The organism is Corallococcus exercitus (assembly GCF_003611585.1).
Lineage (GTDB): Bacteria > Myxococcota > Myxococcia > Myxococcales > Myxococcaceae > Corallococcus > Corallococcus exercitus.
The window spans coordinates 14,856-35,729 of sequence record NZ_RAVW01000036.1; the positions used below are offsets into that span (position 1 = coordinate 14,856).

Consider the following 20,874-nt stretch of genomic DNA (forward strand, 5'->3'; position numbering starts at 1 on the left):
CTAGAAGTACTTCTTGCGCTTGCTGCTCGGGAGGATGCCCAGCACCTCGCGGTACTTGGCCACCGTGCGGCGGGCGATCTCGGTGCCCTGCGAGCGCAGCAGCTCGACGATCTTCTGGTCCGAGTACGGGTTGCGCGGGTCTTCCTGCGACACGAGCTGCTTGATGTGGTGCTTCACGGCCTCGCTGGCCGTGTCCTCGCCGGACACGCGCGCGATGGACGAGTTGAAGAAGTACTTCAGCTCGAAGATGCCCTGCGGCGTGTGGACGTACTTGCTCGTGGTGACGCGGCTGACGGTGGACTCGTGCATGCCGATGTCCTCCGCCACGTCGCGCAGGATGAGGGGCTTCAGGTGCGCGATGCCCTTGTCCAGGAAGTCCCGCTGGAACTTCACGATGCTCTCGGTGACCTTGTAGATGGTCCGCTGCCGCTGGTGGATGGAGCGGATGAGCCACATCGCGCTGCGCAGCTTGTCCTGGATGAACTCCTTCGTCTGCCCGGGGCTCACCGCGCCCGTCTTGAGCGCGTTCCGGTACATGCCGGAGATGCGCAGCTTGGACAGGCCGTCGTCGTTGAGGACCACGGTGTAGTCCTCGTCCCCCAGCTTGTAGACGAAGACGTCGGGGGTGATGTACTGCGCGTCATCCCCGCTGAAGTTGCGGCCCGGCCGCGGATCCAGCTTGGGGAGCAGCTTCGCCGCCGCGACCACTTCGTCCAGGGTGACCTTGAGGTCCTTGGCGATGGCCGGGAGGTTCTTGCTCTCCAGGTACTTCATGTGGCGCTTGATGATGAGGCCCAGGAGCGCCGCGTTCGGGTCCTTCATCGCCTGCAGCTGGATGAGCAGGCACTCCTGCAGGTCGCGCGCGCCGCAGCCCCGGGGCTCCAGGTTCTGGATGCGGCGCAGGGTGCGCTCGGCCACGTGCATGGGCACGTCCGCCTCGTTGGACAGGCGGATGAGCGGGTCGCCTTCAATCTCCGGCAGCTTGAGGTAGCCGTCGTCGTCCAGGTTCCCCAGGATGAGCACCGCCACGCGGCGCTCGGCCTCGTTGAGCCGCAGCGTGCCCAGCTGCTCCTGGAGGTGGTCGACCAGGTCCTCCTTCTTCACCATGTTGGCTTCGAACGACGGCAGGTCGTCCGTGGCCACGTTGCCCTTGTTGGAGGCGGTGGTGGGCTCGTTGAACTGGTAGCTGTTGAGGTAGGACTCCCAGTCAATCTCCGGGGGGCCCTCGCCGTCCGCCTTGAACTCCTGGGCGTTCTCCGGCGTCGCCGACGGGAGGTCCACGTCGCGGGCGACCTCGGCGTTGTCTGCCTCGAGCGAGGCCTCGCCAGGCTCCTTCTCGCTCACCTCGCCGGGCATGCCCTCCTCGGGCTGCTCCAGCAGGGGGTTCTGCTCCATCTCCTCACGGACCTGGTCCAGGAGCTCCATTCGCGAGAGCTGGAGGAGCTTGATGGCCTGCTGCAGCTGGGGCGTCATCACCAGCTGCTGCGCGAGCTTCAGGCTCTGTTTGAGTTCCATCGCCATGTGGGGGCGTCTCCGGAAGGCATGCGGGCCACTTGATGGGAGGTTCCAATCAAGGACCGTGCCAACCTAACAAGGACCCCCGGCCACGTCCAGTGCCCCAGCGCATGGTTTCTGATTTGCAGCGTGAAAAATCCGCTGGAAATCCGACAGGTTGCCACAACCCCCGCCTGCCTGGCTGATGTTCAAACGTCGACGCAAAAGTGGGGCCAACTTCACCCGGAGCATCTGGAGACATACGGGGAGGACGGCTTTTCACGGAGCCTGGAGACGGAACCGGTCTCCCAGGTAGACGGCCCTCGCGCGGGCCGAGCCGGCGATCTGCGCGGGGGTGCCCTCCTCGAGAATCTGACCCTGTGCGATGATGTAGGCCCGGTCACAGATGCCCAGGGTGTCCTGGACGTTGTGGTCGGTGATGAGGATGCCCAGGCCCCGCTCCCGCAGGAGGTGGATCTGACGCTGGAGGTCGCCCACGTTGATGGGGTCCACGCCGGCGAAGGGCTCGTCGAAGAGGATGAAGCGGGGGGCGGGGATGAGGCTGCGGGCAATCTCCGCGCGCCGCCGCTCGCCGCCGGAGAGCGTCTCGCCCCAGGACTCGGCGACGTGGGAGAGGCCGAACTCCTCCAGGAGGGTGTCCGCGCGCTGCTTGCGGTCCTGGGCGGTGAGCCCCTTCTGGAGCTCCAGCACGGCGAGGAAGTTCTCGCGCACCGTGAGCTTGCGGAAGACGGAGGCCTCCTGCGGCAGGTAGCCCACGCCCCGGCGGGCGCGGCGGTGCATGGGCAGGTGGGTGAGGTCCTCGTCGCCCACGCGCACCCGGCCCGCGTCCGGCGTCACCAGCCCCACGACCATGTTGAAGCTCGTCGTCTTGCCGGCGCCGTTGGGGCCCAGCAGGCCCACGACTTCACCGGGGGCGACGTTGAAGGACACGTCGCGGACCACCTGGCGCTTGCGAAAGGACTTCTGGAGCCCTTCGGCATACAGCTTCGCGCCGCTCATGGCGTCGTGCCCGCCGGCGGCTTGGGCGCGGGGGCCTTCTTGCGGGTGCCGGGGACGGCGGTGGTGGACGGGGAGTCCACGAGGATGCGGGCGTTCTCCACCTCCAGGCGCTCGTTGCCCAGGATGAGGCGCACCTTGGTGCCGGTGAGGTAGGTGTTGCCCTGGCGGGCCTCCGGGGAGCCCGTCACCACCAGCACGCCCGAGGGCACGTCGTAGTCCGCGCGCTCGCCCCGGGCCTGCCGGTCGCCGTCCACGGCGCGCACGTTGCCGGCGCACACCACGCGCGTCACCTGGCGGGTGGCGTTGTAGTAGCCGGTCATCTTGTCGCAGCGGATGTCCATGGTCTGGTGCTTCACCACCACGTTGCCGGTGAGCACCGCCTGGTTGCGGTCGCCGGTGACGTGGTCCGCGGACAGGTCCACCGGGTTGCGCAGGCCCACGGGCGCCAGCGACGTGCCCGGCGCGGGCGGAGGCGCGGCCGGAGTGCTCGCGGCGGGCGCGGGCGGCGTGGCGGCACCGGGCTTCGCGGCGGGCGCGGCCGGAGTGGCACCGGGCTTCGCCGCGGGGGCCGCCGGGGTGGCCTGCGCGACAGCCTGCGGGGACGTGGGCTGGGCCAGGAACAGCGCCATCACGAGGAACTCAATCACTCCGTCGCTCCACCCAGCACGGCTTGGACCGTGCCCTCGAAGGTGAACGTCTGGTCCGCGGCGGACAGCGTGAAGCGGTCCGCGCGCATCTGGTAGTCGGGGCCCTTCATCGTCACGCCCTCCTCGCCGTGGGCCTGCCGCGAGTCGGAGTTGTAGGTAAGCCGGGGGGTGTTGGCCACCAGCCCCTCTCCCGTCCGCACGACGACGCCGCCGGTGCCCACCCACGTCTTGGACGCGAGGCTTCCGTCCATATTCGGCGCGGTGATGGTGGTGCCCTCCGGCGGGCGGCCGGCCGAGCCCTGCGCGCCCTTCCCCGGGGGCAGGCGTACGACAACGTCGGTGGCCTGCACCTCGCCGCCCGCGCGCCGGTAGAGGACGCGCGAGGCGGTGCCGGAGACCTGGAGCGTGTCGCCCTCGTAGGAGCGCAGGTGCGCGCCCTCCAGCACCACGTCCGGGCGCGGCTCGTTCGCGGCGCCCGGGGCCGGCCGGCGCGGCGCGCAGGCGGTGGCGAGGAGACCCAGGAAGCTCAAGGCAAGCAGGCGCGGCACGAGGCCCTCCTTATCACCGCGCCGGGGCGGACGGGGCGCCGGCAAGGGCCGGGGGAACGTCCTGGGGAGGACGCGTCTTCCAGCGCTGATGCATCCACACCCACTGTTCGGGGGCGCGGCGGATGGCCGCCTCGATGCGCTGCGACAGGGCGGCGGTGAGGGCCTGCACGGCCGCTTCACGCTCGGTCGCGTCCGGGTGCGGTACCTCCTCCATGGTGAGCCGGTAGCCCTCGCCGTCGCGCTGGCAGAAGCCCACCACCACCGCCGCGCCGGTGCGCAGCGCCAGGTCCGCCGCCGCGCGCGGGGTGGCCGCCAGCTCCCCGAAGAAGGGCACGAAGACGGACTGCACCTTGGTGTCCTGGTCGATGAGGATGCCCAGGATTTCGCCGCTCCGGAGCGCGCGGAGCATGGCCCGGGCCGCGCCCTCCTGGCCGCGCCAGATGCTGCGCACCCCGCCCTTCGCCCGGAAGTCCTCCACCAGCGCGGTGAGGCGCGGGTCGCTGGTCTCCTTGGCGATGCTCTGGCTGGGGTAGCCCGCCCTCGCCACGCGCCGGGCGAGCAGCTCCCAGTTGCCCACGTGGCCGGACACGAAGACGATGCCCTTCCCCTTGGCCAGCGCGGCCTCCAGCACCCGGCGGTCCTCGTCCGGCCAGGACACCAGGGACTCCAGCCCGGCCTCCAGCGCGCGCGAGGAGGCCACCTCCAGGGCGGCCGCGGCCAGGTGGCGGAAGGCGTCACGGGCGAGTGCGTCACGCTCGGCGTCGGTCCGGTCCGGGAAGGCGCGGGCCAGCGACTTGAGGGCCTTGCGCCGCTCCCCGCCCGCGAGGGCGTAGGCCCAGCCGCCCAGCGTCATGCCCAGGGCGCGGGCCGTCCCCAGCGGCAGGAACTGGAGCAGGCGCAACATCCCGGCGATGAGCAGGTAGCGCAGGTAACGCTTGAGGCGCTTTGTTAAAGGGGGACGCTCCACGACGCGTCTCCATATCCCATGCGCGAATACAACTTCGACGGCCTCATTGGCCCGACCCACAATTACGCCGGCCTCTCGCCGGGCAACCTGGCGTCACAGCACCACGGCGGCCAGCCCAGCCACCCCCGGGAGGCGGCGCTCCAGGGGCTGGAGAAGATGCGCTTCGTGTCGGAGCTGGGCGTGGGCCAGGCGGTGCTGCCGCCCCAGCCGCGCCCGTCCCTGCGCACCCTGCGGACGCTGGGCTTCACGGGCTCCGACGAGGAGGTCATCACCCGCGCCGCTCGCGACGCGGAGCACCTGCTGCGCCTCACCTCCAGCGCCTCCGCCATGTGGACGGCGAACGCGGCCACGGTGGCGCCGTCGGCGGACACCGCGGACGGCCGGGTGCACCTGACGCCCGCGAACCTCACGCAGATGTTCCACCGCGCCATCGAGGCGGACACCACGCACGCGGTGCTGCGCGCCATCTTCGCGGACCCGAAGCACTTCCAGGTGCACGCGCCGCTGCCGGGCGCCTCCCACTTCGCGGACGAGGGCGCGGCCAACCACACGCGCCTCTTCACGCCGGGGCACAAGGCCGTGCACGTGCTCGCCTGGGGACGCAGCGCGTGGCAGGACGTGAAGGGGCCGCAGCGCTTCCCCGCGCGCCAGACGCTGGAGTCCAGTCAGGCCCTGGCGCGGCTGCACCAGCTGGCCCCGGAGCAGGTGCTCCTGCCGCAGCAGCACCCGGACGGCATCGACGCGGGCGCGTTCCACACGGACGTGCTCGCGGTAGGCAACGAGCGCTTCCTCATGCTGCACGCGCTGGCGTTCGTGGAGCACCCGAAGCTCCTCCAGACGCTGCGCGAGAAGCTGGGGGACGCCTTCCGCTTCGAGGTCGCCACGGACGCGGAGCTGCCGGTGAAGGACGCGGTGCGCGCGTACCCGTTCAACTCGCAGGTGCTGTCGCTGCCGGATGGCACCATGGCCATCATCGCGCCCATCGAGAGCCGCGAGACGCCCACCGCCCGCGCCTTCCTGGAGCGCGTCGTCGCCGGGGACAACCCGGTGAAGGCGGTGCACTACCTGGACGTTCGACAGTCCATGAACAACGGCGGCGGCCCGGCGTGCCTGCGTCAGCGCATCTCGCTCACGGACGCGGAGCGCGCCGCCATCACCGCGGACGTCTTCTACTCGCCTGCCCTGCATGAGGGACTCGCGGCGTGGGTGCGCAAGCACTACCGCGACGTGCTCAAGCCGGAGGACGTAAGGGATCCGCAGCTCGCGCGCGAGACGATGACCGCACTCGACGAGCTGACGCGCCTGCTCAAGCTGGGAAGCGTGTACGACTTCCAGCAGTGACGTTGTGTCGTCCGCCTGCCTGCCCTCCGTCGCACCGGACGAGGGCAGGCAGTCACGGCCGCCCCGTTCGGGTGGCGAATGGCCGCCCGCGTCGTCCGGACACACCTTGAACCACGAGGAGGTGATGTCCCCCATGATCCCGAAAGCCATCCAAAGCTACCTGCGGCGTCATCGCGTTCCCTTCGAGCGGTACGCCCACGCCCGGGCGGTGAGCGCGATGGAGCTCGCGGACGCCCTCAACGTGCCTGGCTGGCGTGTGGCCAAGTCCGTCATCGTGCTGGCCGACCGGCAGCCGTGGATCGTCGTCGTGCCCGCGATGACGACCGTGGACCTGCGGCAGATCCGCCACACGCTGGGCGTCCGCACCGCGCGGCTCGCCGCTGAATCCGAGTTCGTCGACCACTTCCCTGACTGCGAGACGGGCGCCGAGCCTCCCTTCGGCGAGCTGTACGGCCTGCCCGTCGCGATAGACGAATCCCTGAGCGTCAACGAGCGGCTGCTGTTCCGCGCCGGTTCCCACGAGGAGGCCCTGGAGATGCGCTTCCAGGACTTCGCACGCCTGGAGTGGCCGCTGGTCGCGACCTTCATCCAGCCGGTCTCGCGAGAGAAGGAGGAGTACGGAACGCCGATGGAGGACTCAGGCGCGTCGGCCTGACGCCGTCTAAGGCGAGGGAGCGTCGCTGACCGCCGGTGAACCCGGCGTGTCCAGCTCCCGCGCCTTCGCGTCCTCCAGCAGCGCCCCCTTGTGTGCGTCCTGCAGCGCACGCTCGCGGGCCTCCAGCCGCGCCGCCCAGGCCTCACCCTCGGCGCGCCGCGCGTCCTCGAGCGGCATGAGCCTCAAGCCCTCGTGCACCGAGCGCGCCGCCGCGTCGTAGCGCGACAGCAGCTCCTGCAACCGGGCCACCGCGAAGTGGCTCTCCGGACCGGGCAGCAGCCCCACGACCGAGCGGCGCTGCTCCAGCGCGCGGGCCAGCAGTCCTTCTTTCTCGAAGCTGTCCGCCTCCAGTGACAGCAGGCGCGCGCGCTGACGCAGGTCGGTCAGGTACGGCGCCACCGCTGCCAGCGTGTCCCGGGACCTTCGCATGAGCCCGGCCTCCTGCTGCCGCGTGGACAGCGTGAAGGCCAGCTCCACGTCGTGGGGGAAGCGCTTCACGAGCGCCTCCAGGGACTGGAGCGCCTCCGCGTGCTTGCCCTGCGCACGCCACACCTCCGCGCGCAGCAGGTGCGTGGCCAGCGCGTCCGGAGCGCGACGCTCCACCTCCACGCAGGCCGCCTCCACCTCGGGAAGCTCCCGCCGGGCCAGCCGTCCGCGCGCTTCCTGCATCCACAGCGCGGTGGCTTCGGGCCGGCCCTCGAAGTGCTCGCGCGCCCAGGCAAGCCACTCGAGTCCCAGCGCGCGACGGGAGGGCTCGCCAACCAGCGCCTGCGCCAGCTCCACCACCTCTCCGGGCGCTTCGGGCGTGAGGGTCTTCAGCTCCTCGACCGTGCGGGCCCGGGGCATGGCCTCGCTGATCAACACGCGCGTGTCCCCGGCCTCGTGCGCGAGCCGGTACTCCAGGAAGGCCTGCTCGCGCCGGCCCAGGTGCAGCAGGGCGCGCGCGGCCACGCGGTGCGCGGGCGCATCCAGGGGCCGCAGGTACAGCGTGTGATTGACGAAGGCCAACGCGTCCTTCGCGCCCGCCGCGCCGTTCGACACGAAGCCCATCGCCATCAGCCGGTACAGCAGGTAGTCCGCCGGGTGCACGTCGATGAGCTGGAGTCCCAGCGCTCGCACCTCCGCGCCCGGCGCCCGGGCAGACACGCGCTCCGCCAGCAGCGCCTCCGCGTCCGCCATCCTCCGGCGCCCCGGCACCAGCGCGATGAGCATCACGACGGTGAGTCCCGCCGCCAGCGCCAGCGCGGGGACGGCGGGCAGTGCCCCCGTCTTCGTGCGCCGCATGGCCATGCGCTCCGCCTCACGGGGCCGGGCCACCGCGCCCAGCACCACCGCGACCGCGACCGCGCACGCGGGCAGCTCCAGGCTGAAGTCGAAGAGGTTGTGCAGCGCCAGCGCCGCCACGCCGGACAGCACCGCCAGCTCCACCGGCCCGTGGTCCTCGCGCCGCACGCGCCGCACGAAGGCCCAGAGGCCCAGCCCCAGCAGCAGCAACCCCGGCACGCCCCACTCCGCCGCCACCTGCAACACCGCGTTCTCCGGGTGCGTGAAGGTGTTGGGGTTGGGCTCGGTCTGGTAGCGCGGGAAGGCGGCCTCGAACGCGCCGCGCCCCATGCCCAGCACCGGGAAGGCACGGGCCGCGCGGGCCATCATCGGCCAGGGCTCCAGCTTGCCCCGGCGCAGGGACTCCACGCCGTCCACGGTGCGCGCCTCCGCCCACAGCTGATCCGCCGCCAGGTACGCGCCCACGGACAGCGTCGCCAGCAGTCCCAGCAGCACCGCCGCGCCCCGTCCCCACGCGGGCCTCGCGGGAGTGCGCGCCTCGCGCCGCTGCTTCATCAACCACGCGGCGAGCAGCACCTGCCCGAAGACGAAGAACACGATGCCCGCGCGCGACAGCGACAGCAGCACGCCCGCGCCGGAGACGAGCGCCGCCATCGCGTAGGGCCACGCGCGTGAACGCGGCTGCTTCGACAGCGCGAGCCCCACCGCCACCGTCGAGCACAGCCCCAGGAAGCCCGCGAGGTGGTTGGGGTTTCCGAATGGCGTCACCAGCGGCGGCCGCGCATGCACGTACGCCCGCAGGCCGAAGAGCGTCTCCACGCCGAACAGCGCGTGTCCCAGCCCCACCGCCGCGACGCCCGCGCCCGTGAACGCCAGCACCGCGAGCAACCGCTGCCGCGACGCCCGCGCCCGGCACACCTGCACCGCCGCGACGAACGTCAGCAGGTAGGCCAGGTGCTTCGCCAGCTCACGCCAGGTGGCCGAAGGCTCCAGCGACACCGGCCGCCAGCCCGTGAGTCCCAGCGGCACGAGCACGTCCTCGCGCAGCGCCGCGGCCTCCGGGCTCACCCATGCGAGCACGCCGGGTGGCAGCGGCACGAGCTGCGACAGGCACAGCACCACGCCGCCGACGAGCGGAGCAGCCAGGAGCGGCACGCGCGGAGTCTCCCCCTGCCGCCGCGCCCCCACGAAGGCCAGCACCGCGGCGGCTCCGGACAGCACGCCCAGCGGCCAGGACACCCAATGCGCCGCGCCGCCGAGCGCCACCGGGCCCAGCACCACCAGCGCCGCGAGGGCCACTTCCGCGAAGACGGTGTACCGGGAGACGCGGTGGGAGCCAGGAGCCATGCGAGGCGCGGGAGTATGTCACGCTCCTCGCGGGCCTCCGTGGCCCGCCCCCTCGGGCAGGTGGCGCGTCGCCTGGACGCCTCCTCCCCGGGCGCGGCGGTCCCGGGCCGTCGAATGAACGTGCCCCCCGGACACCGCTTGCATCCGGGGACCCATCTGGCATCTTCGCCCGACCCCATGCGTCGCTTCCTGCTCACCGCCGCCGTCCTCTGCGCCTCCCTCTCCGGACTCACCGCGTGCAAGAGCAGTTGCCGCGAGCTGTCCGAGAAGCTCTGCGAGTGCGCCTTGAACTCGGTGGAGAAGCAGGCCTGCCAGCAGCGCGCCGCCGACGAGGAGGGCCGCGTGGAGCCCACCGCCGAGGACGAGGTTGCCTGCGAGGCGAAGCTCGAGAGCTGCGACTGCCGCGCCATCGAGACCGAGGAAGGCAAGAAGGCCTGCGGCCTCGCCCGCTGAAGCCGCGCGGTCGCGAGGCTCGACCTTCGTGACCTCGAAGGGCCCACGACCTCGCTCGCTGAGCACCGTCCGCTGAAGGGACGGCGCCCGGAACACCCCGCGAAGAACTACGCGCCCGGAGCCACGGGCGCCGGAGCTGGCTGCGCGGGAGTGCCATCCACCCACGGCTGGAGCCCGCGCTTCACCCGCGAGCGCCACGGCGTCTCCACCCACCGGTGGACCGCCACCGACGCGGGCACCAGCAACACCAGCAGCACCGCCAGGAAGCGCGTGGGCGACGACAGGTCCACGTGCTTCTCCATCCAGTGCACCAGCTCGCTGACGGGGTACTGGAGCAGGTACAGCGCGTAGCTGGCCCCGCCCAGGTGCACCAGCCACGGCCGCGCCAGCACCTGCCCCAGCGGCCCCCCGCCGCGCGCCAGCCCGTACACCAGCAGCGCCGACGCGGGCGCCAGCAGCGCGTTGTGCATCAGCGGATACGGGATCCACGCGCCCTGCGAGAAGCCCGCGACCAGCAGCGCCGCGCCCGCCAGCGCCATCACCGCGCCGGAGCGCCGGGGCGTCGCCGCCGCCCGCTCCCGCACGAAGACGAGCCCCAGGAGCACGCCCATCAGGAACTCCGGCAGGCGCACCAGCGGGTTGAACTTCACCACCGCCAGCCACATGCCACCGAACGCCGCGTCCAGCGTGCCCGGCCCGTCCGGCCGCAGCACCAGGTAGAGCACCGGCGGCAGCAGGCCCAACATCCACACGCCCACCAGGGCCGCCGCCATGCGCGCGCCCCGGAAGCGCTCCAGCCGCCCGGCCAGCGCGGGGAACACGGCGTAGAAGAACGCCTCCACCGACACGGACCAGGACGGCGGGTTCCAGTACAGCGCCAGCTTCGGCACCCAGGACTGGAGCAGCATCAGCGTGGTGAGCCCCGCCGTGCCCAGCTTCGCCGCAGCCACGGGCAGCGAGTTCGCCGCCAGCGAGCCCTGCGCCGTGGACACCGCCGACAACAGGAACATCAGGAGGAACACCGGATACACGCGCGCCACGCGCGCGCTCCAGAACGCCCGGGGCGGGGTCTGCATCCCGCCGGCCGTGTCCACGTAGTTGTACGCGAGCACGAAGCCGGACAGGAGGAAGAAGACCCCCACGGACGCATAGCCGGAGGCCACCACCTGCACCATCCACTCCGGCGCCACACCCTTGAGGCACGGGGTGCCGAAGTGGAACAACACGACGTGCAGGGCCGCCAGGAAGCGCAGCCCCGTCAGTGCATCCAGCGAACCTCCGGACTGCTGCTTCATCTACTTGCGACCGATGCCGAAGTAGGTGAAGCCCTGCTCACGCATGCGCGCGGGCTGGAAGATGTTGCGGCCGTCGAAGACAACCGGCGACTTCATCAGCTTCTTCATGCGGTCGAAGTCCGGGTGGCGGAACTCGTTCCACTCCGTCACCACGAACAGGCCGTCCACGCCCTCCAGCGCGTCGTACGGCAGCTCCGCGTAGCGGATGCGGTCGCCGAAGACGCGCCTGGCCGCGTGCGAGGACACCGGGTCATGGGCAATCACCGTCGCGCCCTTGCCGATGAGGCCCTCGATGACCTCGATGGACGGCGCCTCGCGCATGTCGTCCGTCTTCGGCTTGAACGCCAGGCCCCAGACGCCGAACTTCTTGCCCTCCAGCGACCCGTAGTGCTTCACGGCCTTGTTCACGAGCAGCTTCTTCTGGCGCTCGTTGGTGCGCTCCACCGCGCGCAGCAGGTCCAGCTCCAGGCCGTACTCACGCGCCGTGGTGACGAGCGCCTTCACGTCCTTGGGGAAGCAGGAGCCGCCGTAGCCCACGCCCGGGAAGAGGAACGGGTAGCCGATGCGCTTGTCCGCGCCCAGGCCCTTGCGCACGAAGTCCACGTCCGCGCCCACCTTCTCGCAGAGCGCGGAGATGTCGTTCATGAACGAGATGCGCGTCGCGAGCATCGCGTTGGCCGCGTACTTCGTCAGCTCCGCGGAGCGCGTGTCCATGAACAGGATGGGGTTCTCCGTGCGCACGAACGGCGCGTAGAGCTCACCCATGATCTTCCGCGCCCGCTCGGTGTCCGCGCCAATGACGACGCGGTCCGGCTTGAAGAAGTCGTCCAGCGCGGCGCCTTCCTTGAGGAACTCCGGGTTGGAGACGACGTCGAACTCCACGTTCGTCACCTTGGCGATGGCGTCGCGAACCTTGTCCGCGGTGCCCACCGGCACGGTGCTCTTGTCCACCACCACCGTGTACTGCTTCATCGCGCGGCCCACCGCCTGCGCCGCCGCGAGCACGTACTGGAGGTCGGCCTCGCCGCTCTCACCCTCGGGCGTGCCCACCGCGATGAACACGGCCTGGGCGTTCGCCACGCCCTCCGCCAGGTTCGTGGTGAACGTGAGGCGCTGCTCCTTCACGTTCTTCTTGATGAGCTCCTCCAGACCCGGCTCGTAGATGGGAACCTGTCCATCCTGGAGCATGCGGATCTTCCGCTCGTCGATGTCCACGCACGCGACGTCGTTGCCCGAGTCCGCGAAGCAGGTGCCCGCGACGAGTCCGACGTAGCCCGATCCGATAATGGCAATGCGCATTCTTTAAGTGTCCTGGTTTCGACAGGTGGCGTCATGAACTCATACGCCGACCCGCGCACCGAAAGAAAGCCCGGGGGCGCAGGACGCAGAGCAACCAGACAGGCTTATCGCCCTGTGAGGAGGCGCCGCAGTCTGTCCACGCCCCGCAGGGCGGACGAACGTCCAGGGGTGCTCACCGGACCCACCACCCCCCTGTCCAGCAGCTCACGCGTCGCGCGGCGCAGCGGCGGGAAGGCGGCGGTGGCCTGGGCCTCCGCGTCCGGGAACAGCCGCGCCACGATGGCCAGCGACGTGTAGAGGGCGCGCTCCAGGCCGAACGCCTCCGCGCGCGACAGGAGCGCCGGCACGTCCAGCGGGCGCGAGTACACGCCGCCCATCCAGGTGGCGCCGGTGATGAGCTCGCGCAGGTCCACGAACGACAGCCACGGCACGTCATACCCGTGGTGAGCCTGGTCCAGCGCGGTGAGCAACAGCACGTCCTCCAGCTCCGGGCGGAAGACGGACTGTCCGTAGACCTTCATGGGTCGGGCGCGCTCGAAGATGCCGGCCAACTGCTCACGTCGGTTCGCGCCCAGCACGTCCGCGTAGAGGTGGATGGGGGTGCGGCCGTCGGACACGATGCGCGCCGCGCCCGTGTTGCCCGTGTCCGGCTCCGGGACGAACTCGTGGTTGGACAGATAGCCGGCGAAGCCGTCCACGTCCATGCGGCGCACCAGCACCTGGATGTCCAGCACGGGCCGGAAGCCCACGTGCGGATAGAGCGCCTCCGCGAAGGCCGCGCCGCCCAGCAGGAGCAGCTTGCGGCCCTCCAGCTGATCCACGATGCGCTTGAAGTGGACCAGCTTCATGACGTTGTCGTTCACGGAGCCGGTGTAGATGGCCATCAGCCGGTCGCGGGCCCACTCCGGCGCCTCGCCCCCGCCCATCCGGTACTCCAGGTTGTACGCCGCCAGCGGCGCCAGCCCTTGGGAGATGGCCCAGTCGACATAGGCCTCCCACGGCGCGCCCCGGAGCTTTCCGCGCGGAGGCTCGAAGGAGGACAGGACCCGGAAGGTGTCGAGGAGGCTGGGCGCCATGGTGCGGCACCTTTAATGGGCCGGGCCTGCCCGCCGCAATCACCGTCTTCCAGCAGGCGAGCGGACGGGCCTTGGCGCCCCTGGCTCCGCGCCGGTCCCGGGAGGAGGCCTGAGCCCCCGCAGCCGCCGCAGCGCGTACCGCACCATGGGCCGGGCCCGGGGGGCCAGGGCCAGCTTCGCGGCAATCCACGCCGGCTTGCTGCGCGCCAGGTCCGCCCCCATCAGCCGGGGTCCGGAGAACAGCCGCGTCGCCAGCGCGCGCTGCCACCGGGGGGGCGCCAGCGCCTTGAGCACCCACGGCGGCACCGGCGCATCCAGCAGCCGGTGCGCGGCGTCCCACGCGTACCAGACCAGGTGGGGCAGCCCCGTGCGCCGTGCGCGCGTCACCACCCGGTCCCAGTCGAGCTTCGGGTGCGCCCGCGCCAGCAGCTTCAAATCAAACAGCCACGCCAGCCGCTGCAGCAGGTGGTTGCTCGCGTGCAGGGACAGGTACACGGCCTCGTCCTCCGCGCACAGGTAGCGCACGGGGTGGCCGTCCAGCGTCGCGTCCTCGGCCCGCGCCACCAGCGCGTCGCCTTCCAGCGACTGGCCGTAGCCCGCGAGCGCGCGGTAGTGCAGCTCCACCATGCCGTCGGGGCCGGTGAGCTCCACGTGGTGCGCGTCGTCCTGGTCCACGTCACCGGCCTGGGTGGTGAGGCCCATCCCCTCCAGCGCATGCACGGAGCACAGCACGCGGGCGCGCGGCACCAGCAGGTCCACGTCGTTCGTCGCGCGCTGCAACGGCTCCGGGTACAGCCTGCGCGCCAGCCCGTAGCCCTTGAGCAACACCGGCGTCACGCCCACCGCCGCCAGCGCCGTCAGGCTCCGCGACAGCAGCGAGCGCACGCGCATGCCCCGCGCCGCGCTCATCCGGGCCTCGCGATGCAGCAGCGCTCCGGCATCCGGCGTCAGCGTCCAGCCCGCCTTCGCGAGCGCGTGCTCGACGAAGCCCGCCAGCCCGTGGCGCACGGCGGCCTTCACCAGCGCGTCGCAGGCGCCCGCGTCCGAAGGGACGGGAGTGGACGGCGCTTCCGGCCAGGCCTGGAGCAGGGTCAGCAGGGCCGGGGCGGCGGTCATGGGCTCACCGCCTGAGCGCGATGATGCGCTCGGGCGCCGCGGCCTCCAGCGCCACCAGCTGCTCCACCCGCTCCGCCACCGCGTCCGCGACGACCTCCAGCGCCAGCTCCTCGTCGCGGTCGATGGCGGCCCGGCCGTCGCGCCACACCAGGCGCAGGGCGCCGAAGAGGGTCTCCTCCTCCTTCACGTCCAGGCGCACCTCCAGCGCGGTCGCGGCGCCGGCGTCCGGCTGCTGGGACTCGAAGACGACGCCGCCGCCCACGTCGTCATGCGGGCGGCGCAGGCGCAGCTCCAGCACGGACAGGCTCAGGCCCTGGGACAGCGGCCGGACGGCGTTCCACACCTCCTGGAACGAGCCGGCCGCGCGCACCGCGCCGGTGACGGAGCGCACCAGCGAGCGCAGCTCCTGGTTGCGCTGGCGCGTCTGCTGGACCGCGTTCATGTGGCGCACGTCCAGGTAGCCCAGCTTGCGCATCAGCACCATGATGACCACGCCGATGCCGCTGAGCAGCAGCGCGCTCTGCATGCTGTTGGCGAAGTGCAGCCCCAGCGCGGTGAGCATGAACAGCGTGCACAGCGCGTAGAGCACCAGCACGGTGGTGCGGTGCGACAGCAGGAAGCGGCTCATCAGCCGGTGGTGGATGTGCTCCTTGTCCGCGCTGAACAAGGGTCTGCCCAGCAGCGAGCGACGCACCATGGCCAGCAGCGTGTCCATGATGGGCAGGCCCAGCGCCATCACCGGCACGAGCAGCGCCACCGCGGTGCCGCTCTTGGACGACGTCTTGATGGACACCGCCGCGAGCACGAAGCCCAGGAACATGCTGCCCGTGTCCCCCATGAAGATGGAGGCCGGGTTGAAGTTGAAGACGAGGAACCCGAGGATGGCGCCCGCGAGCGCCGCCATCAGCAGGCACAGCAGCACGTCCCCGCGCATCAGCGCGAGCAGGAAGTGGGTGCCCACGCCGAAGAACGCGACGCCGCCCGCCAGCCCGTCCAACCCGTCGATGAGGTTGAGCGCGTTGATGACGCCCACCACCCACAGCACCGTCAGGGGCAGGCTGAGCAGCCCCAGCGTCAGCTCCGCGCCGAAGGGATTGGCCAGCACCTCGATGCGGAAGCCCAGCGCGTACAGGCCCAGCGCCACCGCGAACTGCACGGAGAACTTCAGCTTCGCGTCCGCGCCCTTGAGGTCGTCGTAGAAGCCCAGCCCCGCGATGATGGCGCCGCCCACGAAGAGGCCGACGATGAGCTCCGTCTGCGCGAGGAACTGGTCGCCCACGCCCGAGTCCACGATGAACAGCGCGCACAGCGGCGCGAAGAAGCCCCCCACGATGCCAATGCCACCCAGCCGCGGGATGGGCCGCACGTGCACCTTGCGGCTGGAGTTCGCTTGATCCAACCAGCCCCACGCCAGCGCGCGCTCGCGCACGCGCCAGGTCAGGACGACCGCCACGAGGAGCGAAACGAGGAAGGCGACGAAGAAGGTGATCATGCGAGAGGAGCTTCCACCGCGCATCGTGACGGCCACCGGAGCAGCGCGTCAACGTCCCGGCGTCGCAAGTTCGAAACGACGCGCCTGCCTACTTGCCGCCAGAAGCCCTGACACGCAGGACTTCTTCGTAAAGCGCAAGGGTGCGAGCGGCGATGTCGGGCCAGGTGAGTCCCTGCACCTGGGCCTGGGCCGCGCGCCGCAGTTCCTGCCGCCGGGGTGCATCCGCCGCCAGTTCGTGCACCGCCGCCACCAGTGCGTCCACGTCTCCAATGGGGAAGAGCAGACCCGTGCGGCCGGGGTGCACGACGGAAGGAGCCACGCCCACGGGGGTGGAGACGGGCACGAGCCCGGAGGCCATGGCCTCCACCAGCGCCATGCCGTAGCCCTCCGTGCGGCTGGCGAAGAGGAGCACCTCCTCGCGCGCGAGCAGGCCGGGCAGCGTCGCGTTCGCGTAGCGCGGGACCACGTGGAGCTGGGGTTGGAGGGACGCGGGGAAGGCGGCGCGGACCTCGGGCTCGGGGGTGCCGGTGCCGTAGAGGGTCAGGGTGAAGGAGAGCCCCTGGGCGTGCAGCCGGGTCACGGCGGCGATGACGTCATCGACGCCCTTGGCCTTGAGGAAGGAGCCCACCATCGCGAGCCGCAAGGGGCCTTCCGGGTGCGGCGCCGGGAGGGCCAGCCCGTGGAAGGCCGCGTCGAGCCCATGGCCGATGACGCTCAGCTTGTCCGCGGGGATGCGCAGTTGTTCGCGCGCGAAGGCAGCGTCGCCTTCGTTGAGGAGCACGGTGTGGTCCGCCAGGCGCAGCGTCTGCTCCACCTCCCAGAGGCGGAAGCCGCCGTTGTAGAGCGGGTATCTCCAGCTCAAGCGCATCCGGCCCGCGCGCGCGTCGGCGCGGATCCGCCGTGAGAAGGAGTGCTCCAGGCCGTGGCTGCGCGTCACCAGCGCGTGCCGGCGGAGGGCACCGGGACGGCCCAGGCGTGCCCAGGGCCACGCGTCCCCGGTGGTGACGTCGAGCACGTCATAACGGCGCGCCACGCGGGCGAGATGCGCGGAGAGGATCCACGGGAAGCGCAGGTTGTGGAGCGCGGTGAAGTGCTTCACGCCGGGGAACGCGTCGCCGTAGCTGTAGAAGTCCACGGTGCAGCCCCGGGCCTGGAGCGCGCGGCCCAGCGCGAGCGTCACGCCGGGCGCGCCCTGGTCCTGTGACAGCGGGTGATGGATGGCGAGGAGCACGCGCATGCGCGAGCTTCATAGCAGACCGCTGGCGGCGGTCAGGGGTGACGGGCGGGGCCGCGCCCAACGGGCCCGGAGCCAGCGCCGCGCGGGTTCCTCCAGCCACGCGTGCACCGCCAACGCCACCAGCACGAACGACGTGATGGCCAGCGCGCTGTAGCCCCACGGCGCGCGTTGTTCCAGGGCAGCCCCGGACCACCGCTCCGCGCTCCGCGCATAGAACGCCAGGGGGACGTGGAGGATGTAGAGCGCGTAGCTGGCTTCGCCCAGGCGGACCACCGGAGCCCGCGCCAGGAAGGCCGCGAGCCGCCCGTGCCCACACGCGAGCGTCCAGATGAGCCATGCGAACACCGGCGTCAGCAGCACGTCCCGGAATGCCCAGGTCTGCCCCGGCCAGGACACCCACAGCAGTCCCAGCGCGGTCCCCGCCGCGACAAGGCCGCTCCCGGAAGCGCCAGGCATGGACTCCTGACGGCGCAGCACGAAGGCGCGTCCCAGCACCACGCCCAGCAGGAACTGCGGCAGCTTGAGCAGCGGCGAGTACTCGCCCACCCGCAGCCAGGTCTCCGGGTGCACGGCCTCGGTCGCCCACCCGCCGGCCCCCGTGAACCACAGGCCGTACAGCAGCATGGAGCTCGCGGTCAGGCACACGGCGGCCCACGCCAGCCCCTTCGCCCCGAGCCGGACCAGGGGCCCGGCCAGCACGGGGAAGAGCAGGTAGAAGAAGGCCTCCGCGGACAACGACCAGCCCGGGCAGTTCCACGCGCAGGCCACGGGAGGAATCCACGCCTGGGTCAGGCTCGTGACGGCGGCGCCCACGCCCAGAAGCCTCTGGAGCGCCGGGAGCGTCCACCCGGCCTCCTGCCGCAGGACGGCCAGGAAGAACGGCGGCGCCTCCAACACCAGGCCCAGCAGGTACACGGGGTAGATGCGCGCCAGCCGCGCCACCCAGAACGCACGCCGCGACACCGGGCCGGGCGATGCGCTTCCCAGGTACGCCTGGGCCAGCACGAAGCCGGAGAGGATGAAGAACAGGGTGACGCTCGCGGGGCCGTTGTCGAGCAAGGCCCCGAGCCACCCGGTCCGACCCTCTCGCGGCGTCACGTGGAAGGCCACCACGTGGAGCGCGGCGAAGAAGCGAAGACCGGTCAGCGCCGGGAGCGAGGGACGCGGCGCGGAGGCCATGAGGGAAGCCTTGAGTATGCGCCCCCGCGAGCCCGCCCGACAACCGCTTCGGGTTCACGCCGGGTCGCCTCGCGGGCGGACGGGCAGCCTCGCGGTCATTGCCGCGCTGGAGCGCGTATGGGACACAATGCGCCAGCCTCCCATGGCGTCCTCCCCCTCCCTCCCAGCATCCGCGTCGGCGGATCCACCGCGAGCGCCCGCGCGGCCCTCGCGCCGGGACGGGTTGGACGTGCTGCGGGCCGTCGCCATCCTCGCGGTGCTCGCGTTCCATGCGCCTTCGCACGCGCGAGACGCGCTGCCCGGATGGGTGCGGTCCGGCTTCGCTCACGGTTGGGTGGGCGTGGATCTGTTCTTCGTCTTGTCGGGCTACCTCATCGGCCGGCAGGTCTTCGGCCCCGAGGAGCCCGGCGGCGTGGGCGCGAACCTGCGCGTCTTCTGGACGAAGCGGTGGATGCGCACGCTGCCGCTCTACTTCCTCGTGCTGGCCGCGTACGCGCTGAAGCCCTGGACGTTCGGCACGCCGTTCGTCGGGGGCGGCTGGCACTACGCGCTCTTCCTCCAGAACTTCACCCTGCCGCGCGACTTCGAGCAGAGCTGGTCGCTGTGCGTGGAGGAGCACTTCTACCTGCTGCTGCCGCTCGCCGCGTTCGGCCTGGGCGGGCGCCGGTGGCCCGCCTTCGCGTGGCTGCTGCCCGCGGGCCTCAGCCTGCTGCTGCGGTTCGTCGTGCGCGCCACGCTGCCCGAAGGCCTGGAGCCGTCGGAGGCCTGGGTGCGGTTGCAATGGCCCACCTTCCAGCACCTGGACGGGCTGTGCGCGGGCGTCTTCCTGGCGAAGACGGCGGACACCTGGCGCCGGTGGCCCACCATCCCGCGCGCCCTGTGCGGAGCGCTGGGCCTGGCCGTCGTGGGCGCGATGCTGGGCGCCTTCGGCTCCCGGCTGGATGGGCCGGGCGGCGTGTGGATCATCAGCGGGCTGACGGTGGGGTTCAGCGGATTGCTGGTCGCCATGGAGTCCGTCCAGCTGCCGCCGTTGGCGCGCGGGCCCGTGTACCAGGTGTCGGCGCTCTCCTACGGGGCCTACCTGTGGTTCGGCCCCGTGGTGCGCGTCTTCGAGCGGCGGCTCCTGGCGGCCCCTCCGGTGCTGGTGCTGGGAGCCTTCCTGACCGTGACCCTGGCGCTGTCCTGGGTGACGTACCGCGCGGTGGAGCAGCCGTGCCTGCGGCTGCGGGACCGGCTGCTCGCGCGGTTCACGCGAGCGGGCCAGGGCGTCGCGCCCACCACCAGCGGCTGAAGCACGTCACATCTGCGGGCCCGCGAGCAGCGCCGCCCCGATGGCGCCGGACAGGTCGCCCAGCTCCGCGACGTGCATCGCGGGTTTGCGCTCCGTCATGAACAGGTGCGGGTGCATGGCGTCCTGGATGCGGCCCAGGTACATGGGCGCCAGCCGCGCTCCCAGCCCGCCCCCGATGACGACCGCCTCCACGTCCAGCAGGTTGATGACGGAGGCGATGGTCACGCCCAGCATCTCGATGGCCCGGTCGATGAGCCGCGTTGCCAGCGGATCCTTCTCCTTCAACGCCCGCGCCCAGATGCCGCTGGAAAGGCGCGTGCGCTGCTTCTCGCGCATGATGTCGAAGAGGACGGTCTTCTCACCCTTCTTCGCCGCTGCCCGAGCCTTGCGCTCCATGCACGCGCGCCCCGCGTAGGCCTCCAGGCAACCGCGCCGGCCGCAGCCACAGCGCGCGCCGTCGGGTTTCACCACCATGTGGCCAATCTCTCCAGCGGAGCCCCGCCCGCGCCACGGCACGCCGTTGAGCACCAGGCCGCCGCCCACGCCCGTGCCCCACCACACTCCCAGCACGGAACGGTAGTTGCGGCCCGCGCCCAGCTTGTACTCGGCCGCGACCGCCACCTGGACGTCGTTGCCCAGCGCCACCTTGCCGCCGCCCACCAGGTCGCGCAGGTCCGACGCCAGGGGATACGGCGCGTCCCAGCCGCCCGCCACGTTGCTCGTGTGCGCGAGCGTGCCGCTGTTCGCGTCCACCGCCCCCGCCGCGCCCACGCCCACGCCCGCGAGCTTCGAGGGCTCGATGCCCGCGGCCTGCGCCGCATCGCCCAGCGCGCCGTAGAGCTCCTTCACCACTTCACCCGGGCCGCCCGTCGTGGGCGTCGGATGGCGGGCCCGGCCCAGCACCTCGCCGCGCGCGTCCACGACGACGGCTTCGATCTTGGTGCCCCCCAGGTCGATGCCTCCCCAGATGCGGGCCTTGTCGGTCGGCTTCCCGTTCCCCGCACCGTGCCCGTTCTTCGCTGAAGCCTCGGCCATGTCTTGACTCCGTGGTTCGCGGCCCCTGCTGCCCGCACGCGGCACAATCTGCGCAGCGCGGGAGTGTCCGGAGCCGCCACGCCGGGCACCCCCGTGGC

General features: G+C 71.7%; 18 protein-coding genes. 4 read left to right on the forward strand and 14 right to left on the reverse strand.

Features of this window, described 5'->3' with window-relative positions; translation table 11 throughout:
- From rpoN to D7W79_RS07365, 5 genes are all read right to left on the reverse strand, one after another.
- Positions 1 to 1,521 carry an RNA polymerase factor sigma-54 gene (rpoN, locus tag D7W79_RS07345; RefSeq protein WP_120524620.1) on the reverse strand — a complete coding sequence of 507 codons (1,521 nt, stop codon included), beginning with the start codon at positions 1,519 to 1,521 and terminating at the stop codon, positions 1 to 3.
- A 252-nt stretch (positions 1,522 to 1,773) separates the two neighbouring features.
- On the reverse strand, positions 1,774 to 2,514 hold the full coding sequence (lptB, locus tag D7W79_RS07350; protein ID WP_120524621.1) for an LPS export ABC transporter ATP-binding protein: 741 nt from the start codon (positions 2,512 to 2,514) through the stop codon (positions 1,774 to 1,776).
- Positions 2,511 to 3,161 carry an LptA/OstA family protein gene (locus tag D7W79_RS07355; protein ID WP_120524622.1) on the reverse strand — a complete coding sequence of 217 codons (651 nt, stop codon included), beginning with the start codon at positions 3,159 to 3,161 and terminating at the stop codon, positions 2,511 to 2,513. Before D7W79_RS07355 ends, lptB begins: the two co-directional genes overlap by 4 nt.
- Positions 3,158 to 3,709: an LPS export ABC transporter periplasmic protein LptC gene (gene lptC, locus D7W79_RS07360; protein ID WP_120524639.1), complete on the reverse strand. Its 552-nt coding sequence runs from the start codon at positions 3,707 to 3,709 to the stop codon at positions 3,158 to 3,160. Before lptC ends, D7W79_RS07355 begins: the two co-directional genes overlap by 4 nt.
- Before the next feature lie 13 nt (positions 3,710 to 3,722).
- Complete coding sequence (locus D7W79_RS07365) at positions 3,723 to 4,676, reverse strand: lysophospholipid acyltransferase family protein (protein WP_120524623.1); 954 nt, start codon at positions 4,674 to 4,676, stop codon at positions 3,723 to 3,725.
- An 18-nt stretch (positions 4,677 to 4,694) separates the two neighbouring features.
- Here D7W79_RS07365 and astB point away from each other — a divergent pair, with 18 nt between their 5' ends.
- Together astB and D7W79_RS07375 are read left to right on the forward strand one after the other, a co-directional pair.
- Complete coding sequence (gene astB / locus D7W79_RS07370) at positions 4,695 to 6,017, forward strand: N-succinylarginine dihydrolase (RefSeq protein ID WP_120524624.1); 1,323 nt, start codon at positions 4,695 to 4,697, stop codon at positions 6,015 to 6,017.
- A 133-nt stretch (positions 6,018 to 6,150) separates the two neighbouring features.
- Positions 6,151 to 6,672, forward strand: coding sequence for an aminoacyl-tRNA deacylase (locus tag D7W79_RS07375; protein ID WP_120524625.1), 522 nt, complete (start codon positions 6,151 to 6,153; stop codon positions 6,670 to 6,672).
- Positions 6,673 to 6,678: 6 nt separating this feature from the next.
- Here the strand turns inward: D7W79_RS07375 and D7W79_RS07380 are convergent, their stop codons facing one another.
- Positions 6,679 to 9,303, reverse strand: coding sequence for an O-antigen ligase family protein (locus D7W79_RS07380; protein WP_120524626.1), 2,625 nt, complete (start codon positions 9,301 to 9,303; stop codon positions 6,679 to 6,681).
- Positions 9,304 to 9,480: 177 nt separating this feature from the next.
- Between D7W79_RS07380 and D7W79_RS07385 the strand changes: the two genes are divergently transcribed.
- A complete protein-coding gene (locus tag D7W79_RS07385; protein WP_120524627.1) occupies positions 9,481 to 9,756 on the forward strand; it encodes a hypothetical protein in 276 nt (91 codons plus the stop codon).
- Positions 9,757 to 9,863: 107 nt separating this feature from the next.
- On the opposite strand, the gene D7W79_RS07390 is transcribed toward D7W79_RS07385, so the two are convergent.
- The 7 genes from D7W79_RS07390 to D7W79_RS07420 all read right to left on the reverse strand — a co-directional run bounded on the left by D7W79_RS07390 (position 9,864) and on the right by D7W79_RS07420 (position 18,450).
- Positions 9,864 to 11,051 (reverse strand): acyltransferase family protein, encoded by a 1,188-nt coding sequence (locus tag D7W79_RS07390; protein ID WP_120524628.1) that lies wholly within the window; start codon positions 11,049 to 11,051, stop codon positions 9,864 to 9,866.
- On the reverse strand, positions 11,052 to 12,350 hold the full coding sequence (locus D7W79_RS07395; protein WP_120524629.1) for a UDP-glucose dehydrogenase family protein: 1,299 nt from the start codon (positions 12,348 to 12,350) through the stop codon (positions 11,052 to 11,054).
- Positions 12,351 to 12,454: 104 nt separating this feature from the next.
- Entirely contained in the window at positions 12,455 to 13,426 is a 972-nt protein-coding gene (locus D7W79_RS07400) for a nucleotidyltransferase domain-containing protein (protein WP_120524630.1), read from the reverse strand.
- Between the two features lie 39 nt (positions 13,427 to 13,465).
- Positions 13,466 to 14,542: a nucleotidyltransferase domain-containing protein gene (locus D7W79_RS07405; protein ID WP_120524631.1), complete on the reverse strand. Its 1,077-nt coding sequence runs from the start codon at positions 14,540 to 14,542 to the stop codon at positions 13,466 to 13,468.
- Between the two features lie 4 nt (positions 14,543 to 14,546).
- On the reverse strand, positions 14,547 to 16,034 hold the full coding sequence (locus tag D7W79_RS07410) for an MraY family glycosyltransferase (RefSeq protein WP_120524632.1): 1,488 nt from the start codon (positions 16,032 to 16,034) through the stop codon (positions 14,547 to 14,549).
- Positions 16,035 to 16,122: 88 nt separating this feature from the next.
- Positions 16,123 to 17,271 carry a glycosyltransferase family 4 protein gene (locus D7W79_RS07415; protein WP_120524633.1) on the reverse strand — a complete coding sequence of 383 codons (1,149 nt, stop codon included), beginning with the start codon at positions 17,269 to 17,271 and terminating at the stop codon, positions 16,123 to 16,125.
- A gap of 9 nt (positions 17,272 to 17,280) precedes the next feature.
- On the reverse strand, positions 17,281 to 18,450 hold the full coding sequence (locus D7W79_RS07420; protein WP_120524634.1) for an acyltransferase family protein: 1,170 nt from the start codon (positions 18,448 to 18,450) through the stop codon (positions 17,281 to 17,283).
- A 142-nt stretch (positions 18,451 to 18,592) separates the two neighbouring features.
- Here D7W79_RS07420 and D7W79_RS07425 point away from each other — a divergent pair, with 142 nt between their 5' ends.
- The gene (locus tag D7W79_RS07425) at positions 18,593 to 19,741 is read left to right on the forward strand and encodes an acyltransferase family protein (RefSeq protein ID WP_120524635.1); all 1,149 of its coding nucleotides are present in this window, start codon (positions 18,593 to 18,595) and stop codon (positions 19,739 to 19,741) included.
- 6 nt (positions 19,742 to 19,747) lie between these two features.
- On the opposite strand, the gene D7W79_RS07430 is transcribed toward D7W79_RS07425, so the two are convergent.
- The gene (locus D7W79_RS07430; RefSeq protein WP_120524636.1) at positions 19,748 to 20,776 is read right to left on the reverse strand and encodes an ROK family protein; all 1,029 of its coding nucleotides are present in this window, start codon (positions 20,774 to 20,776) and stop codon (positions 19,748 to 19,750) included.
- Positions 20,777 to 20,874: the final 98 nt, after the last annotated feature.

Coding starts and splice junctions, on each gene's coding strand:
- rpoN (WP_120524620.1), bottom strand. CDS start 1,521: ATGGCGATGGAACTCAAACAGAGCCTGAAGCTCGCGCAGCAGCTGGTG.
- lptB (WP_120524621.1), bottom strand. CDS start 2,514: ATGAGCGGCGCGAAGCTGTATGCCGAAGGGCTCCAGAAGTCCTTTCGC.
- astB (WP_120524624.1), top strand. CDS start 4,695: ATGCGCGAATACAACTTCGACGGCCTCATTGGCCCGACCCACAATTAC.
- D7W79_RS07375 (WP_120524625.1), top strand. CDS start 6,151: ATGATCCCGAAAGCCATCCAAAGCTACCTGCGGCGTCATCGCGTTCCC.
- D7W79_RS07380 (WP_120524626.1), bottom strand. CDS start 9,303: ATGGCTCCTGGCTCCCACCGCGTCTCCCGGTACACCGTCTTCGCGGAA.
- D7W79_RS07385 (WP_120524627.1), top strand. CDS start 9,481: ATGCGTCGCTTCCTGCTCACCGCCGCCGTCCTCTGCGCCTCCCTCTCC.
- D7W79_RS07390 (WP_120524628.1), bottom strand. CDS start 11,051: ATGAAGCAGCAGTCCGGAGGTTCGCTGGATGCACTGACGGGGCTGCGC.
- D7W79_RS07395 (WP_120524629.1), bottom strand. CDS start 12,350: ATGCGCATTGCCATTATCGGATCGGGCTACGTCGGACTCGTCGCGGGC.
- D7W79_RS07400 (WP_120524630.1), bottom strand. CDS start 13,426: ATGGCGCCCAGCCTCCTCGACACCTTCCGGGTCCTGTCCTCCTTCGAG.
- D7W79_RS07405 (WP_120524631.1), bottom strand. CDS start 14,542: ATGACCGCCGCCCCGGCCCTGCTGACCCTGCTCCAGGCCTGGCCGGAA.
- D7W79_RS07410 (WP_120524632.1), bottom strand. CDS start 16,034: ATGATCACCTTCTTCGTCGCCTTCCTCGTTTCGCTCCTCGTGGCGGTC.
- D7W79_RS07415 (WP_120524633.1), bottom strand. CDS start 17,271: ATGCGCGTGCTCCTCGCCATCCATCACCCGCTGTCACAGGACCAGGGC.
- D7W79_RS07420 (WP_120524634.1), bottom strand. CDS start 18,450: ATGGCCTCCGCGCCGCGTCCCTCGCTCCCGGCGCTGACCGGTCTTCGC.
- D7W79_RS07425 (WP_120524635.1), top strand. CDS start 18,593: ATGGCGTCCTCCCCCTCCCTCCCAGCATCCGCGTCGGCGGATCCACCG.
- D7W79_RS07430 (WP_120524636.1), bottom strand. CDS start 20,776: ATGGCCGAGGCTTCAGCGAAGAACGGGCACGGTGCGGGGAACGGGAAG.